19 protein-coding genes are annotated in these 15,665 nt (G+C 68.0%); 11 read left to right on the top strand and 8 right to left on the bottom strand.

Going from position 1 to position 15,665, the window contains the following annotated elements; genetic code table 11:
- The 3 genes from VB716_RS12990 to VB716_RS13000 form a co-directional block, all read left to right on the top strand.
- Positions 1-1,562, top strand: a 1,562-nt coding sequence (locus VB716_RS12990; RefSeq protein WP_416238116.1) for a complex I 51 kDa subunit family protein, incomplete at its 5' end; no start/stop codon positions are given.
- A complete protein-coding gene (hoxU, locus tag VB716_RS12995) occupies positions 1,559-2,278 on the top strand; it encodes a bidirectional hydrogenase complex protein HoxU (protein WP_322757428.1) in 720 nt (239 codons plus the stop codon). The genes VB716_RS12990 and hoxU, both read left to right, overlap by 4 nt.
- Complete coding sequence (locus tag VB716_RS13000; RefSeq protein ID WP_416238117.1) at positions 2,263-2,844, top strand: oxidoreductase; 582 nt, start codon at positions 2,263-2,265, stop codon at positions 2,842-2,844. Before hoxU ends, VB716_RS13000 begins: the two co-directional genes overlap by 16 nt.
- A 23-nt stretch (positions 2,845-2,867) precedes the next feature.
- Here the strand turns inward: VB716_RS13000 and VB716_RS13005 are convergent, their stop codons facing one another.
- The gene (locus VB716_RS13005) at positions 2,868-4,328 is read right to left on the bottom strand and encodes a TolC family protein (RefSeq protein WP_323247169.1); all 1,461 of its coding nucleotides are present in this window, start codon (positions 4,326-4,328) and stop codon (positions 2,868-2,870) included.
- A 92-nt stretch (positions 4,329-4,420) separates the two neighbouring features.
- On the opposite strand from VB716_RS13005, the gene VB716_RS13010 reads away from it, so the two are divergent.
- From VB716_RS13010 to VB716_RS13040, 7 genes are all read left to right on the top strand, one after another.
- Complete coding sequence (locus VB716_RS13010; RefSeq protein WP_323247171.1) at positions 4,421-5,581, top strand: HlyD family efflux transporter periplasmic adaptor subunit; 1,161 nt, start codon at positions 4,421-4,423, stop codon at positions 5,579-5,581.
- A gap of 30 nt (positions 5,582-5,611) precedes the next feature.
- Entirely contained in the window at positions 5,612-5,788 is a 177-nt protein-coding gene (locus tag VB716_RS13015; protein ID WP_197153989.1) for a hypothetical protein, read from the top strand.
- Positions 5,789-6,895, top strand: a complete 1,107-nt coding sequence (locus VB716_RS13020) for an FUSC family protein (protein ID WP_197153988.1) — start codon at positions 5,789-5,791, stop codon at positions 6,893-6,895.
- A gap of 5 nt (positions 6,896-6,900) precedes the next feature.
- Positions 6,901-7,497 carry a potassium channel family protein gene (locus VB716_RS13025; protein WP_197153987.1) on the top strand — a complete coding sequence of 199 codons (597 nt, stop codon included), beginning with the start codon at positions 6,901-6,903 and terminating at the stop codon, positions 7,495-7,497.
- 67 nt (positions 7,498-7,564) lie between these two features.
- Complete coding sequence (locus VB716_RS13030) at positions 7,565-9,025, top strand: Ni/Fe hydrogenase subunit alpha (RefSeq protein ID WP_197153986.1); 1,461 nt, start codon at positions 7,565-7,567, stop codon at positions 9,023-9,025.
- A complete protein-coding gene (locus tag VB716_RS13035) occupies positions 8,991-9,626 on the top strand; it encodes a hypothetical protein (protein ID WP_323270717.1) in 636 nt (211 codons plus the stop codon). Before VB716_RS13030 ends, VB716_RS13035 begins: the two co-directional genes overlap by 35 nt.
- Complete coding sequence (locus tag VB716_RS13040; RefSeq protein WP_197153984.1) at positions 9,614-10,021, top strand: hydrogenase maturation nickel metallochaperone HypA; 408 nt, start codon at positions 9,614-9,616, stop codon at positions 10,019-10,021. Before VB716_RS13035 ends, VB716_RS13040 begins: the two co-directional genes overlap by 13 nt.
- A gap of 19 nt (positions 10,022-10,040) precedes the next feature.
- Here the strand turns inward: VB716_RS13040 and VB716_RS13045 are convergent, their stop codons facing one another.
- The 3 genes from VB716_RS13045 to VB716_RS13055 form a co-directional block, all read right to left on the bottom strand.
- A complete protein-coding gene (locus tag VB716_RS13045) occupies positions 10,041-10,565 on the bottom strand; it encodes a hypothetical protein (protein WP_323270718.1) in 525 nt (174 codons plus the stop codon).
- Positions 10,566-10,629: 64 nt separating this feature from the next.
- The gene (locus VB716_RS13050; RefSeq protein WP_197153982.1) at positions 10,630-11,145 is read right to left on the bottom strand and encodes a YbjN domain-containing protein; all 516 of its coding nucleotides are present in this window, start codon (positions 11,143-11,145) and stop codon (positions 10,630-10,632) included.
- A gap of 43 nt (positions 11,146-11,188) precedes the next feature.
- Positions 11,189-12,103 carry a S1C family serine protease gene (locus VB716_RS13055; RefSeq protein ID WP_323270719.1) on the bottom strand — a complete coding sequence of 305 codons (915 nt, stop codon included), beginning with the start codon at positions 12,101-12,103 and terminating at the stop codon, positions 11,189-11,191.
- Positions 12,104-12,227: 124 nt separating this feature from the next.
- Here VB716_RS13055 and VB716_RS13060 point away from each other — a divergent pair, with 124 nt between their 5' ends.
- Positions 12,228-12,470, top strand: coding sequence for a hypothetical protein (locus tag VB716_RS13060; protein WP_197153980.1), 243 nt, complete (start codon positions 12,228-12,230; stop codon positions 12,468-12,470).
- A gap of 21 nt (positions 12,471-12,491) precedes the next feature.
- Here the strand turns inward: VB716_RS13060 and VB716_RS13065 are convergent, their stop codons facing one another.
- The 4 genes from VB716_RS13065 to VB716_RS13080 form a co-directional block, all read right to left on the bottom strand.
- The gene (locus tag VB716_RS13065) at positions 12,492-13,079 is read right to left on the bottom strand and encodes a DOMON-like domain-containing protein (RefSeq protein WP_197169713.1); all 588 of its coding nucleotides are present in this window, start codon (positions 13,077-13,079) and stop codon (positions 12,492-12,494) included.
- Positions 13,080-13,104: 25 nt separating this feature from the next.
- On the bottom strand, positions 13,105-14,250 hold the full coding sequence (locus VB716_RS13070) for a phosphotransferase enzyme family protein (protein ID WP_323270720.1): 1,146 nt from the start codon (positions 14,248-14,250) through the stop codon (positions 13,105-13,107).
- Positions 14,251-14,377: 127 nt separating this feature from the next.
- On the bottom strand, positions 14,378-15,388 hold the full coding sequence (locus VB716_RS13075) for an isopenicillin N synthase family dioxygenase (protein ID WP_197153977.1): 1,011 nt from the start codon (positions 15,386-15,388) through the stop codon (positions 14,378-14,380).
- Between the two features lie 112 nt (positions 15,389-15,500).
- Positions 15,501-15,641 carry a PAP/fibrillin family protein gene (locus VB716_RS13080; RefSeq protein WP_323270722.1) on the bottom strand — a complete coding sequence of 47 codons (141 nt, stop codon included), beginning with the start codon at positions 15,639-15,641 and terminating at the stop codon, positions 15,501-15,503.
- Positions 15,642-15,665: the final 24 nt, after the last annotated feature.

Genomic DNA, 15,665 nt, shown 5'->3' on the forward strand with positions numbered 1-15,665 from the left:
CCGCCCGCGACCAGCTCGGCGGCGCCGCCGAGGCGGTGTCGATCAAGCCGGTGGGCTGCTTGCGACTCTGCGGCCGCGGTCCGCTGGTGGCCCTGGACCGTCCCGAGCCGAGCGGCGCGGAACCGGCCTGCCGCACCGAGCTCTATGCCGAGCTCAGGCCCGAGCAGGCCTTCGACCTGCTGGCCCGGGCCACCGGCAGGGGTGATGCCCTGGCAGCCCAGCGCCTCGACTCCGACCATCCCTTCTTCGCCCTGCAGAAGGCGGTGGTGCTGGAGGGCTGCGGTGCGGTCGATCCCGAATCGATCGACGATGCCCTCAACTACGGCACCTACGCCCAGCTGCGACGGGTGCTGCTGGACTTCAGCCCCGAGCAGGTGCGCGAGCAGGTGAAGCGCAGCGGTCTGCGCGGCCGCGGCGGTGCCGGCTATCCCACCGGCCTGAAGTGGGACACCGTGGCCCTGCAGCCGCCTGGCCCCCGCTATGTGGTGTGCAACGCCGATGAGGGCGACCCCGGCGCCTTCATGGATCGCAGCGTGCTGGAGAGCGATCCCCATCGGCTGATCGAGGGGCTGGCGATCGCCGCCTACGCCGTGGGCGCCGAGCAGGGCTATGTGTATGTGCGAGCTGAATATCCGCTGGCAGTCGAGCGCCTGCGCCTGGCCCTCAGGCAGGCCCGCGCCAAGGGGCTGCTGGGGGCTGGCATCGCTGGCAGCGGCTTCCATCTGCGGCTGGAGGTACGGGTCGGTGCCGGCGCCTACGTGTGCGGGGAGGAAACGGCACTGCTGGCCTCGATCCAGGGTCAGCGCGGCACGCCCCGGCCGCGCCCCCCCTTCCCCGCCCAGTCGGGCCTGTGGGGTGCCCCGACCCTGATCAACAACGTGGAGACCCTGGCCTCGATTCCGGTGATCCTGCGGGAGGGGGGCGACTGGTACGCGGCCATCGGCACCGAGGGGAGCAAGGGCACGAAGGTGTTCGCCCTCTCCGGTGCCGTGCAGCGCACAGGCCTGGTGGAAGTGCCGATGGGCACCACGCTGCGCACGGTGGTGCAGACCATCGGCGGCGGCGTGCCCGGTGGGGAAGGTCCAGACAAGGGGGTCAAAGCGGTGCAGACCGGCGGTCCTTCCGGTGGCTGCATTCCTGCCCACCTCCTCGACACGCCGGTGGATTACGAGAGCCTGCGGGCCCTCGGCTCGATGATGGGCTCGGGCGGCCTGGTGGTGATGGGCGAAAGCACCTCGATGCCGGAGGTGGCCCGCCACTTCATGCGCTTCAGCGTCAACGAGAGCTGCGGCAAGTGCGTGCCCTGCCGTGCCGGCACCGTGCAGCTGGCCCAGATGCTGGATCTCTTCGTGGAGCGGCGGGCGTCCCTGGTCGACCTGGAGCGCCTCGAGGAGCTCTGCAGGATGGTGGGCGCCACCAGCCTCTGCGGTCTCGGCCAGGCGGCGCCCAACCCGGTGCTCAGCACCCTGCGCTACTTCCGCCAGGAGTATCAGGCGGCCTGCCGGGATCCGGACCAGTGCGAACCCTTCGATGCCTGCCTGCTCAAGGAGGGGACCCGATGAGCGTGCACACCCTCACGGTGGATGGCGAAGAGGTGGCCGTACCCGCTGGGGCCACGCTGCTCGATGCGGTGCGCGCCGCTGGCGCCGAGCTCCCAACCCTCTGCCATCTCGATGGCCTCACCCCGGTGGGCGCCTGCCGCCTCTGCCTGGTGGAGCTGGAGGGCAGCGGCAAGCTGCAGCCGGCCTGTGCCACCGCCGCCGGCGAAGGCATGGCGGTGCTCACCCAGACGCCCCAGCTGCAGGCCTACCGGCGCATGGCAGTGGAGCTGTTCTTCGCAGAAGGTACCCACGTTTGCGCCTTCTGCGTGGCCAACGGCAACTGCGAACTGCAGGACGTGGCAGTGGCCGTGGGCATGGAGCACTCCCGCTTCCCCTATCAGTACCCCCAGCGCCGGGTGGACGCCTCCCATCCCCACTTCGCGATCGACCACCACCGCTGCATTCTCTGCACCCGCTGCGTGCGGGTGTGCGATGAGATCGAGGGCGCCCACGTGTGGGACGTGGCCAACCGGGGCCGCGAGTGCACGATCATCGCCGGCCTGGATGAGCCCTGGGGTGAGGTGCAGGCCTGCACCTCCTGCGGCAAGTGCGTGGATGCCTGTCCCACCGGCGCCATCTTCCGGAAGGACGACACCACCGCCGAGAAGCAGACGCACCGGGAGCGGCCCCAGCTGCTGCGCGATGCCAGGGAGAAGCGCCAGTGGCAGAACCAGTGACCGCCCCCAAGTTGCGATTCGCCACCGTGTGGCTGGCCGGCTGCAGCGGCTGCCACATGTCGTTTCTCGATCTTGACGAGTGGCTGTTCGAGCTCGCCAGGCACGTGGACATCGTGTTCTCGCCGGTGGCCAGCGACATCAAGACCTATCCCGAGCAGGTGGATGTCTGTCTGGTGGAGGGGGCCGTGGCCAATGCCGACAATCTCGAGCTGGCCCTGCAGCTGCGCCAGCGCACCCGCCTGGTGATCTCCTTCGGCGACTGCGCGGTGACCGGCAACGTGCCGGCGTTGCGCAACCTCTGGGCCGAGGTGGATGGCGGCAGCCGCCAGAGCGTGCTGGATCGCGGTTACCTGGAGCTGGCCGACCAGGGAGCTCAGCATCCCCATGCTCCCGGCATCGTGCCGGAGCTGCTGGAGCGGGTGCTGCCGCTGCACGAGGTGATCCCGGTGGATGTCTTCCTGCCCGGCTGCCCGCCCTCCGCCGAGCGGATCCGCGCCTGTCTCGAGCCGCTGCTGCGGGGGGAACGTCCAGAGCTGGCGGGGCCCGACCTGCTGCGGTTCGGTTAGGGACAGGCCCTGATCAGCCTGCCTCAGAGGCCGGTCTCCAGTTCCAGGGCAGCCCGGCTCAGATTCCACCGGTAGATGGCGGTCGCCTCGGCGGAGCGGGCCAGCTGCAGGTTCCGCTGCGCGATCAACACCTCCGTGATCGGGGCCAGACCGGCCCGGTAGCGCAGCCGTGCATCATCCACGGACCGCTGGCCAGCGGTGATCGCTGCTCGGGCCGCAACGGACTGGGCAGCGGCGGCCTGGTGGGTGGCGTACCAGGTTTCCACGCTCTGGATGATCGCCTGCTGGGCCTGCTCGATGGCGATCTCGGCCTGGGCGAGCTGGCGGCGGGCCAGGGCGATCGTGTCGCGGCTCTGGCCGCCGTCGTAGAGGGGCTGGCGCACGGTGATGGCGGCGCCCCAGTCGGTGAAGCTGCCCGAGGCGCTGCCGCTGGTGGTGGCGGTCGGCAGGTTGACCCCAAGGCCACGGCCATTGCTACTGCTACTGCCACGGCCACTGTTGAGGCTGGAGGTGGCGCTCGCGCCGGGGATGTCCAGCCAATCTCCGCTGATGCCTCCACCCAGAAGCAGTCCCACGGTCGGCAATCGGCCGGCCCGGGCCAGCTGCACCTTGGCCTCCTGCGCCTGACGCCGGTGTTCCAGGCTTTCCAGGGCCGGCCGCTGGGCCAGGGCTTGCCGCAGGCTCTCGTCCAGGGTGGGTTGCCAGGCTGGGTCGGGCTGCAGCGGGTCGCTGGGCTGAATCCGGGTTGCGGCCGGCAGATTCAGAAGCCGGGCCAGGGCGCTCAGGGCAATCGTGTGCTGGGCCTGGGCTTCCGCAAGCCCCTGCAGGTCGGACTGGATCAGGGCTTCGGCCTGAAACGTGTCGATGCGGGGCGCCAGACCTTCGCGCCGGATCGCGTTCACGTCGCGCAGCAACCTCTGGGACACGGTCAGGGAGCTTTCCCACACGGGAATCTGGGCAGCGGTTACCTGGGCCGAGAGGTAGCGGCTGAGGATCTCGAAGCGAGCGACACGTTGCTGTTCCGCCTGCTCGGACCGGGCGGCCTCCAGATCGGCCCTGGCGGCCTGCTGGATCGGGCTGCGGCTGAAATCGAGCAGGGGCACCCGCAGGATCAGCCCCAGATTCACAAATGTGTTGTTGATCAGCGCTGAACTGTCGGTGCCGAGGTTGAGATTCAGATCACCGATGGTGGGCAGGTTGGAAATGAAGCCGATGTTGGTGTTGACCTGGGCAAAGGTCCCGAGGGCGACCAGGTCGAGCTTGGGCAGAAAACGGGAGCGGGCCAGCCCAACCAGGGCCTGATTTTCCTCCACCGTGATCACCTGACTGCGCAGGCTCAACGACCGTCCCAGCCCCAGCTCCAGGGCCTGCTGCCGGCTGAGGGTCAGGAGGGAATCCGTTGCAGACGTGTCGATCGGGGCGGCAGCCCAGCAGGGAAGAAGACCGGAGGCAAGGCCCTGGGTCAGGATCGCGAACGTGCCCAACCAACCGAACCGGCGACCCAAACCCTGAACCAAGGAAATTTGGCAGAGCCTAAAGTAGATAAGGTTGATCGATTGCAGTAACGCCAGGCGTGATGGCCAGCTTGGATTGGGCCCCACGTCTGTTGCCGATGGCCCTGGTGACCGGATTGACGGGTGCTTGGGCTCTGTCACCGGCTGTAGCGGTGAAGGTCGAGGGCAGTGCCGTGCTGCTCCAACCCGAAAGCCGATCGGGATTTTATGCACGGTCACCGGGCCAGGTGCAGCAACTGCATCGGCGCATCGGTGATGTGGTGCAGCGGGGTGATCTGCTGGCCAGTCTGAGTCGGTTGGACCAGGCGGCGGCGGGTGCGGGTGCGGTAGGACCCAATCCCAATGCCCTGGTCCGCCAGGGAGAGGCGCTCACCCGCCAGCAGGAGGCGATTCGTGCCCAGATCGCGGCCCTTCGCACGTCGAATCAGCCGGTGCTGAAGCAACTGCAGGCCCTGGAGAACCTGCGCCGCGAGGAGGTCATCCCCCGTTACAGCCCCCTGTGGGTGGGAGCGCAGGACCTCTATCTCCGCAACCAGAGCCAGATCAAGGCCCTGGAGGCGCAATTGGCCCAGATCGATGCCAGTCGCGCCGAACTGGAGGCCCAGCGGGAGGGCCAGGATGTGCTGGCACCCCGCTCCGGCCGGCTGCTGAGTCTGTCGGTGAGTCCGGGCCAGGCGGTTCTGCCGGGACAGCGGCTGGGCACCCTCGGGCCCGGCCCCCGGGAGGAAAGCCGGCCTCGCCTGGCCACGGCCCTGTTCAGTGATGCCGACGCCGTGAGGCTGCGCCCGGGAGCGGCGATTCAGCTCGATCCCCTCCTGCAGACGCGCGATCGTTACGGAGGAACCTCCCAGCGCTTCGGCTCACTGGAGGGGCGCATCCTGGCCATTTCACCCGCCACGGCCGACCTGGCGGAGGTGAGCCGGGCCGTGGGTGATCCCGAGCTGGCCGAGAGCCTGATCGCCCGCAGCCGTCAGGCCGCCGTCGGCGAAGGTGGCGATCCCCTGGCCACCGCAACCGACAAGATCACCGCTCCGGTGCAACTGGTCACCGTGGCGCTGGAAGCCGCCGCCACCCCCAGTGGCCTGCGCTGGAGCAGCGGTCAGGGCCCCGATCTGCCCCTGGAGAACGGCACGCCCGCCAAGGCCAAGGTGGAGGTGGAGCGCCGTTCTCTGGTGAGTTTCGTGTTGCCGTTCCTCCGCTGGCTGGGGGGGGCGGAGCGATGAGACGGGTCTACCGATGAAGCGTGCCAACCGATGAACCACCGTGATCGATGGTTGGCGCCCTGGCGCCAACCCGCCCCCTGGATTGCCCTGGTGCTGCTGGTGATTGCCATCATCAGCTCGCCACCGCGGTTGTGGTTCTGGGTGGCCTTGCTGCTGGTGGTGCTGCTGGTGGGCTGGGCGCAGGCCCTGCGTCCACCCCCCTCCTGAATGACCCAGCTGCGCGCAGCCCTGGTGATCGGCCTGGCGGCCGCCTTTGCCGGTGCCGTCTGCGGCGGGATCGGCCTGAGCGGCGATGCCATCGCCTATGGCTCGGTGATCGCGGCCCTGGTGGTGCGACCTGATTTCAGCCGCTGGCCCCTGGCGATCTATCCGGTGCTGCTGGTGTTGGTCGGGGTCTGCATGGCGATCGGGGTGAGCGTGGGTCTGGCCCTGGCCTCCGTGCCGCAGGTGTTCGTGTTCGGACTGGTGGCGGCGTTGATGCAGGTCCTCACCTTGATGCTGCCGGCAAAACTGCGGCTGCTGTCCGGGGTGATAGCCGTGGCGGGGGTGCTGCCCCTGCTGAGCAGCTCGCCCAGCTGGAGTGCCTGGGGTCAGGAGTTGATCGCCATCACCCTCGGCCTGGTCACCGGCACCGTGATACAGGTCGCCTTTGCACCGGCAGTGACGCCCCAACCCGTCGCGGCGGCCCCGGAGAAACAGATGGATCCTCCCCTGGCCCAGAGCATGCGCCAGGGTCTGGCATCGCCGTTCTTCTGGCGAAAGCTGGTGTTCGCCAGCCTCGCCCTGGCCATCGGCGAGGGTGTGGGCGCGGTGACGCCGAAATACCTCTACTTCGGGGTGGTGCTGCTGCTGAACGACAGCATCGGCGACACTCTCGCCCGGGTTCGGGACCGCATGGTGGGGGTCAGCCTCGGCATCCTCATGCCCCTGCTGGTGTTCAACACCCTGGGGATGGGGAGCCTGCAGACGGGACTGGTGATGGGCGGGACGGCGGCCTTGCTGATCGCGCTCAACGGCACCGCTTACCTGCGCACCGCGCTGATCTCCAGCGGTGTGGCCTTCATCGGCTATGGCCCCCTGGTGGCCTGGTACATCCCGAATCGATGGATCGATTACCTGATGGGTTGCGGCCTGGCCCTGGCTGTTGGCCTGTTGCTCTTCCCAAACTCCGCCCTGCGCCGTTACAACCAGCTCAGGGGCGACCCAAGTGCCTGTCCCCAGGAGCTGGAGCGTTGCTTGCCCGCTGCTCGAGAGGAGGCCAGCTGGCTCGGGTTGCCGATGCCGGAGCTGCCCAGTCCGGCGCCCACCCGATGACGCTCATGTCCCCCTGTCTCGGTCAGACCAGGCTCAGGCCTGCCGTGGTCCTTGGTTTCTTCGCAGCAGCGCTCCCAGCCGTTGCCCAGGCCCGCCCCCTTGAGACATCCAACCGCTGCATGGGCCTGGCGGGTCAGTTGGGCCTTGGCTTGGGGATGCTGATCGTCACCGCCATGGTTCACGCCCTGGTCACCGTGATTCAGGCAGAACTCACCCACCGGCCACGACTGAACGCCTGGTGCGCCCGCCGCAGCTGGCGCCGGCTGCTGGTGATTCTGGTGATGGCCTTGCTCACGGCCCTGGCCCTGTTGGTGGAAATCCTGCTTTGGGCCCTGGTGTATCGGGGTCTGGGGTTATTCCCTGGCCTGGGAGGAAGCCTCTATTTCTCGGGGATCACCTACACCACGTTGGGTTATGGCGATGTGACCCTGCCGGCCTGCTGGCGTCTGCTCAGCGTGGCGGAAGCCGTCAACGGTGTGCTGATGGCCGGCTGGAGCACTGCCCAGCTGGTGTACGTGGTGCAGCGCACCATGTCGTTGCGCCTCGAGGCCGAAGGCCGACTCACAAGCCACCCCATCGCCCGGAACGGCGATCCCGGCTGAGGCCAGCCAGGCAGCTGGATTCGGGCCATGCTGAAGGTGGTGGCTGGGCTTCGGCTGAGGAGATCGCATGACCCGCACGATCACGATCGATCCCGTCACCCGCATCGAGGGTCACGCCAAGATCACCCTCCACCTCGACGACGACGGGCGCATCGCCGATGCCCGCTTCCACGTGGTGGAATACCGCGGCTTCGAGACCTTCTGCGAGGGACGGCCCTTCACCGAGATGGCCGGCATCACGGCGCGGATCTGCGGCATCTGCCCGGTGAGCCACCTGCTGGCCGCTGCCAAGACCGGCGACAAGCTGCTGGCGGTGCAGCCGCCGCCGGCGGCGCGCAAGCTGCGGCGGATGCTCAACCTCGCCCAGATCTGTCAGAGCCACGCGCTCTCCTTTTTCCACCTCAGCAGTCCTGATTTCCTGCTGGGCTGGGAGAGCGATCCGGCCCACCGCAATGTGTTCGGCCTGATGGCGGCCGATCCCGACCTGGCGCGTGCCGGGATCCGCCTGCGTCAGTTCGGCCAGCAGGTGCTGGAGCTGCTGGGCGGCCGCAAGATTCACTCGGCCTGGGCTGTGCCCGGCGGCGTGCGCACGCCCCTGAGCGCCGAGGCGCGGCAGTGGATCCTGGAGCGGCTGCCGGAGGCCAGGGCCACGGTGGCCCTGGCCCTGGAGATGTACAAAACGCTGCTGGATGGGCCGTTGCAGCACGAGCAGCGCTGCTTCGGCGACTTTCCCTCCCTGTTCATGGGCCTGGTGGGGCCAGGCGGCCGTTGGGAGTGCATCGACGGCCTGATCCGCTTCATCGACAGCGACGGCCGGATCGTGGCCGACGACCTCTCGGAAGACGACTACGTCTCGTTTCTGGGCGAGGCGGTGGAGAGCTGGAGCTACCTGAAATTCCCCTACTACAAGCCGCGGGGCTACCCCGATGGCCTCTACCGGGTGGGTCCCCTGGCACGGCTGAATGTGTGTGAGGCGATCGGTACCCCCTGGGCCGATGCCGAGCTGATCGAGTTCCGCCAGCGCAGCGGCACGGCGGCCAGCGGCGGTCGCGTTGTCACCTCCTCCTTCGCGTATCACCACGCCCGGCTGGTGGAGATCGTCGCCTGCCTGGAGGGGATCGAGCAGCTGGTGGCCGATGACAGCCTCATGGAGGGCCGCATCCGCGCCCGTGCCTCCCTGAACGCCCAGGAGGCGGTGGGGGTGAGCGAGGCCCCGCGCGGCACCCTGTTTCACCACTACCGGGTCAACGATGACGGCCTGATCACCCGGGTGAATCTGATCATCGCCACCGGCCAGAACAACCTGGCCATGAACCGCACCGTGGTCCAGATCGCCCGGGAGTTCATCGCCGAGCCGGTGGCAGCCGAGGCCGAGATCCCCGAGCCCCTGCTCAACCGGGTCGAAGCCGGCATTCGCTGTTTTGATCCCTGCCTGTCCTGCTCCACCCACGCGGCAGGCCAGATGCCCCTGCGGATCGAGCTGCGCGCTGCCGATGGAGCGCTGCTGGCGGCGCGGCAACGGCAGTGATGGCGGCTCGCCGGCGGTACTGATGGCAGCGGAGCCGACGGTTCTGGTGATCGGCATCGGCAACCCCCTCCGCCAGGACGACGGGGTGGGCCGGTGGCTGGTGGAGGACCTGGAGCAGGACAGCCGGGCGCAGGAGTTCCTTGTGCAGCTTGAGCTGCGTCCTTGCCACCAGTTGTTGCCGGAACTGGCCGCGGATCTGGCCCGCAGCGAGCGGGTGCTGTTCGTGGATGCCTGGCTCGCTGACGCCGGCGATCGAGGAGCTGATCAGCCGCTTCTGGAGCGGTTGGCATCCGTGTCTTGCCAAGGGGAGCGCTGCCCTGAGGGCGACGCGGATGACAGCGTGGAGGGCGGTGCCGATGGCGCGGCGGCGGACTGCTCAAGGGATGGCGGTCTGGGTGCGCATCGCTGCGGGGCCGAGCAGTTGCTCCAGCTCTGTGCCCGGGTCTACGGCCATAGACCGGCGGCCTGGGTGCTGCTGGTGCCGGGCGAGTCTTTCGGCCATGGCACCCACTGGTCGCCACGCCTGCAACGCCAGGTGCCCGAGGCCCGTGCCCTGCTATGGCGCTGGCTGGCCGGGCCGGAGGACGCATGCACGAACTGAGCCTGCTGGAGCAGCTGCGGGATCTGGCGGTGGAGCAGGCCCTGGCCCACGGCGGCGGTCGGATCGTGGCGATCACCCTGCGGATCGGCAGCCTGGCCGGCGTGGAGGCCGAGGCCCTCCACTTCGCCCATGCCGTGGTGATGGAAGGCAGCCTGGCGGAGGGCTCCACCCTGCGGATCGAGCCCGTGGCCGCCAGCTGGTTCTGTCAGGTCTGCGCCTTGGAGTTCAGCGGCGCCGGTGGCGACCCCACCTGCCCCGGTTGCGGCGCCATCAGCCGGCAGCTGCGGCATGGACGGGAGCTGGAGCTGATCTCTCTGGAACTGGAGGTTCCAGAGCAAGCTGTTTCAGACATTGAGTCTCTGGATTCGGCGGCGGATTCCTTTCGGGATCCGTGACGCCGCTCACAGTTGGACCTCAGAGCCACTGCATGCCGGGAGTCTCCAGCAGCTCCTGCGACGGCCAGGCCCCCAGCCACTCAAAGCGGCTCGCCAGGATGCCCCGCAGGCCGGAGTGCTGACGCAGCTCCTGCTCCGCCGCCCACTCGCATTCCTGCACCTTGGCTTCGCCCAGCCCCAGGGCCTCCACCAGCCGCCGGTACGCCACCCGCTCCATCGGATTGATGCTGGAGGCGTCGCCAGGGCTGGTGCTGACACGAATCATCATGAACGCCAGTTTCAGGGCCAGCTGGCGATCCGCTTCGGTCTGCAGGCGTTGCACCAGCTCCTCGATCCCCTCCATCTGCATGGCCTCATCGGCCAGGGCCTCGGCAGTATCAGCAGCCCTGAGCGGATCCACCTCGGGCAGGAAGTAGGTCGCCACCAGCCGCTGCAGCAGTTGCTTCTCCTCGGCAGCGAAATCCCCATCCGACCAGGCCACGCAGCAGAGGATCCGCAGCAGATCGCGGTCGGCTTCCGGCAGGAGTTGCGAGGGAGTCGGCATGACCGTCGCGGCAGGATCGGATGGCGGCATTCTGATCCTGGCCCCATCCTTGGGATCGGGGCTGCTACTCCGGATCGGGGTCTGCCGATTCCTGTCCGAGCTTGATGGCGCCGAATTCCATGGCCAGCTCGTCATCGAACTGATCGGCGGCGCTGGCCACGTTGAGCAGCATCTGCAGAAAGACCGGTGGATCCAGACCAGGCAGGCGGCGTTCCTCGGCCACCACGAGCACGTCCTGATCGACACCGATCGAGCAGCCCACCACGATCCGGTTCAGCTCAAGGCAGCGGCGGTACAGGGCCAGCAGATTGCCGCAGGGAAGTTTCAGCATCGGCGAGCGGACCTCCAGAGTCAGCTCGCCCAGCACAGGGTTGGGATGGATCGCCACCTCGATCGGGGCGCTGCCCACCTGAAAGCTCCAGTCGAATCCCTCCTCGCCATCCTGCCGCTGACCGCTCACTCCCAGGCTCTCGAGCACCTCGTCCACCAGATCCACCGCTTCTTCCACCGGGCTGACCGGTTGTGGCGGCAGCGACAATCTCGCCACCAGCTCCGCCAGGAATCGCGGCAGTGTTGCCAAGGGGACACAGGCAGGGAATCGATCCCGTCAGGGGAGCCGGCCGCTACAGCGTGGCACCGCAGACCGCACAGTACCGCTGCTGCGGCTGGCAGAGGCTCCCGCAGACCGGACAGGCGCTGCTCGCCACTGGATCGGCAACGGGATCGGCAGCTGGATCGATACCCGGATCCACGACACCATCTGCTTCCAGCCCTGAGGGCTGCGGGGCTGCAGGCTCCTCTGCCGACTCCTCCTCAGCAGGCTCCACGCTGGGATCAATCCGGGCCAGCAGGGCGCCGCAGTGATCGCAGTAGTCAAGGTCGCGGCTGGCCGCTCCGCAGACGCTGCAGTACTGCAGGACACCCTGCTGGCGTTCCTGCCGGTACAGATTGAACAGCTGGTAGAGCCGAACGGCCGGAACAGCGAAGTTGAGCCCCTCCGATTCCAGCCGCGTGCAGGCAATGATGCCCACCAGCTCGGCATGGACGTCGTAGAGGGGGCCGCCGCTGTTGCCTGGGTTGATCGCCGCATCGATCTGGAGAAAGCGGCGCCCCTCGATCTCCCGGTCCACGCCGCTCACGATTCCCTGGGTGAGCGTGTAGTCGAGTCCGAGCGGATGGCCGATCGCATAGACCGTTTCCCCGATGGCAGGCAGCCGCCCCGCTGGGGCGCGATCAGCGATCAGGGCCCCATGAATCCCCCGGCAGGTGTCCGCGGCGGTGGCGGCATCCAGCTGCAGGAAGGCCAGGTCGCAGTCGCGGAAGGAGCGCACGATCGGCGCCGCACTGCAACGCCCATCCCGGCAGCGGACCTTCGCATGGCTCCAGCCTTCGATCAGGTGGTGACTGGTGGCGATCAACCCGGATCGACTCAGCACCACACCGGCGCCCATCCCGTCGGCCACCTCGACGGCCACGACGGCATCGGCCCTGCGGAGGAAGACCTGCCGGGCACTCAGGACCTGAGCGTGTCTGCTCATCCGAGGGCCCGCAGCCGGCTGGGCCGCAGCAGGATCAGCGCCAGCGGCCGCGGGCGTAACGGGCCAGGATCAGACTGCTCCAATCCGTTGTTCGTTCCTCGTGTTTGCGATCGTCTCCATTCTGATGGGAGGTCTTCTGGGAGGTCTGCTCGGCTTCGGCCTCGGTCGTGGCGTGCCTGCCCTGGTCCAGGGCGGTGGCCGGCTGGCCCGCCGCCAGAACCAACTCGGCATGGGCCTGTTGCTGATGGTGCCGTGGCTGGTGGGGGCGCTGCTGCTGCTGAAGGCGCTCACCGCCCCGGGCTTGCTGGTGCTGGCAGGGGGCTACTGGCTTGGCATGGTCGTGGGTCGTCGGCAGCTGGGGCTCTGAATTGGCGACAGATCCGACCAATCAGATCCGCAGCAGAAAACCCTCGCGGCGATGGAAATCGGCTTCGGGGCCAGGGTGGTCCAGGGCCCAGGTGCTGAGGGCGCCGCCGCGGTGCTCGATCACGGCGCTGATGCCGACCTGCACGGAAGCGGCTGCCGCCAGAGGTGGCGGCAGGTGGCAGTGAAACGCGAGTTCCAGCTGCTGGGGGCTTTGCTGGCTGAGAAAGGGCAGCGCCCTGACGCTGGCTTCGGGGGTGAGGCCGAGGCGATAGCCCTCGAGGCGATAGACGTTCCAATCGCCCGAAGGCGAGAGATTGATCTCCCAGTAGCGATCGTCCCCTTCCACCGCCAGGAAGGCCTCCAGGCAGGTGTGCATCCAGAGGCCATCACAGCGCTGCGGCTGTTGTGCCGGTGGAGGCACCAGCAACTCGGCAAGAGGGGCCCGCAGGCAGTAGTGGATCCGCAGCTCCGGGCCCAGGCGCTGGATGAAGCCCGTCAGGGAGAGTCCCGGCAGACATGGGTCGGCGGTGGGATGGTCGGGTGTGGCGGGGGCGCTGCGGAACGGCACCAGGGTGAAGCTCTGGGCCTCCGGCTGCAGCTGGGGTTCCATCTCAGGCTCCGACTGGACTCCCATCTCAGGCTCCCCCCAGCCGCTTCAGCAGCGCCCGAATCGGTCCTTCCTGCGCTTCGATGCTTTCGACAAGCCGGAACTGCACCTGGGCGCGCCGGAGGTTCTGGAGGGGATCGCTGGTCTTGAAATACACGTTGCCAGCCAGATGATCGCTGAAGAAGCGCAGACCCAGTTCAAAAGCGATCAGCCGGATCGCCGCATAGAGATACTGGTGATCGGCGGTGGTGAGGAACTGCCGGGCCACGGACAGATAACCCTCCAGCAGCGCTTCGCATAGCCCCAGATCGAACTGCACCGCCTCAGGATTACGGCTTTCCTCACCGAGGGTGTTGCAGCAGGAACGCAGGCAATCGCCGATGTCGTAATGAACCAATCCCGGTTTGACGGTATCGAGATCTATCAGGGCGATGGCCTCGCCGGTGGCGGCATCCAGCATCACGTTATTGATCTTCGGATCGCCGTGAATCGGGCGCAGCTGCAGCTCACCGCGGGCCTTGGCCTCCTCCAGCACCGGCGCCAGCGACTGGCGGCTCTCGATGAACTGCTGACACCAGTGCTCCTGCGGCGAGGGCGGCGCTGAACAACGACCCAGCAGCTGGTGGTACTGGGCCAGGTAGGTGGGGGTGATGTGAAATCCCTCCAGCGTGTCCGCCAGCTGATCGACCGGGAGATCACTGATCAGGTGATGAAACATGCCAAGGCCATAGCCCACTTCACGCGCCTGCGCCGGATCCCGGGCCATCTCCAGGCTGCGGGCGGCCGGTACATAGGTCATGGCCCGCCAGATCTGGCCATCGCGCTCCACCCAGGGATCGGCAGAATCGGTTGGGGTAAGGATGTGCGGCATCTCCCAGGAGCGCCGGCAGGAGCCGTTGTGGGCGGGATCATCCGGAAGCTCCTGCAGACGGGCGGCGACATGCCGGGTCACGATCTGCATGTTGCGCATCACCAGCTTCGGCTGGCGGAAGACCTCCCTGTTAAGGCGTTGCAACACGAGGGGTGGTTGGGTCTGTCCAGCCAGCGACACCAGAAAGGTGTCGTTGACATTGCCCTGCCCCAGGGGCTCAATGGCGATGATGCCCGCGCCGGGATGAAACTGGGCGGCGATCTCACGGAGCTCGTGCCCATGGGCGACCGAAGCCTGGATCATGGGTCTCGGCCGCAAACCGGGCCGCAGCCTGACACGCTTCCGCCAGCCTGGGTTCAGCCGTGGTGACAGCGCGCCGACAGACTGCCATGGGTGAACGAAACCTTTACGGCCAACTCCGGCAAGCGCCTCACGACGGCTGTCTCTGATCCAGGGGCGGCGACGATTCCGCAGGGCTTGGTGTCTCCAGCAGCTGAATCTGAAACAGCACATCCTCCAGCGCATCGGCCGCGCTGATGCCGGCATGGCGCGGTGGGTTCTCCGTTGTGCAGCAACTGGGCAGGGGCGCCAGGACCGTCCAGGGGCGGGCGTGGCAGAACTGCACCACACTGAGCCGCTGCTCGCTGCTGCCTGGAGGTGCCACCACCCGGTGCCAGCCGGCTGGGATCAGGCCATTGCTGAGCCGCTCCAGCATCAGGCCGCTGTTGAGGATCACCCGCCCAGACGGCGGCAGGGCATCCCGCCACTGGCCCTGCACCTTCACCTGCAGGCCCGGCCCCGTGGCCCGCGGCAGGGCCGTGATCAGGTTGATGTCGCCGTGGGCAGCCGCCCACAGGTGCGATCTGCTGGGGGCCTGCGCCATTGGTGGGTAGCGGATCGCGCGGGTGAGGGTGGGGGCGTCCTGCACCATCTCCTCAAACAGCGTCTCGGCGCAGCCGAGCCCCAGAGCGATCACCCGCAGAACGCGCCGTTGCAGATCAGCCACGGCAGCATGAAAGTGGCCCAGTACGGCCGTGATGCCGGGCACCACCTGCTCGGGTAGCACCGGTTCGGGATAGAGATGGGGATAGCGCCGCCGCAGGGGATGAGCCGCCGCCAGCGGAGCGGCCCAGTTGAGCATTTCCTTCCAGTCCGCCTGCTCGCTGCCGGCGGCCGTTTCCACCAGAAGCCCCGTGTAGCCGGTCTGGCCATGGCTGCCGGGTGCCCGGAAGCGCTGCTTGACCTCTGGCTCCAGGGCGAAGAACCGCGCCAGCATTCCGTAGGCGGTATCGAGCAGGTCCTCGGGCAGATCGCTGCTGGTGTAGACGAAGCCCGTGGCCAGGCTGCGGCGCACCCCATCCACCACCGCCCGCCGGGCAGCTCCATCGCCGCGTTCGAACCGGAGCAGATCGACATCGAGAATCTCTGGCTCCTGGACCATGGCGGGGTTCCCCGGACTGGCTAGAGCGGAAGTATCCCGCCCCTGCCCGCCATGGACTTCACCCAGGACTTCGCCCATCCCCGCCTGGCCTGACCCCAGCGCTGGAAGGCTCTCAGGCGGCCGGCAGCAGGTCTTCCGGCCGTAGATCCGGCCGGCGCCGCAGGGCGAAGAGGGTGCCGGCGTTGCCGCGACAGAGGCGCAGCTCCTGGTCGAGCACGGTGATGTCGAGCCAGGCCGGCGTGGCCTGCCGCACCCGGGCCAGCAGCTCGGGGCGCCA

The sequence above is a fragment of the Synechococcus sp. CCY9201 genome, from assembly GCF_034931105.1.
In the GTDB taxonomy this organism is placed as follows: domain Bacteria; phylum Cyanobacteriota; class Cyanobacteriia; order PCC-6307; family Cyanobiaceae; genus CBW1002.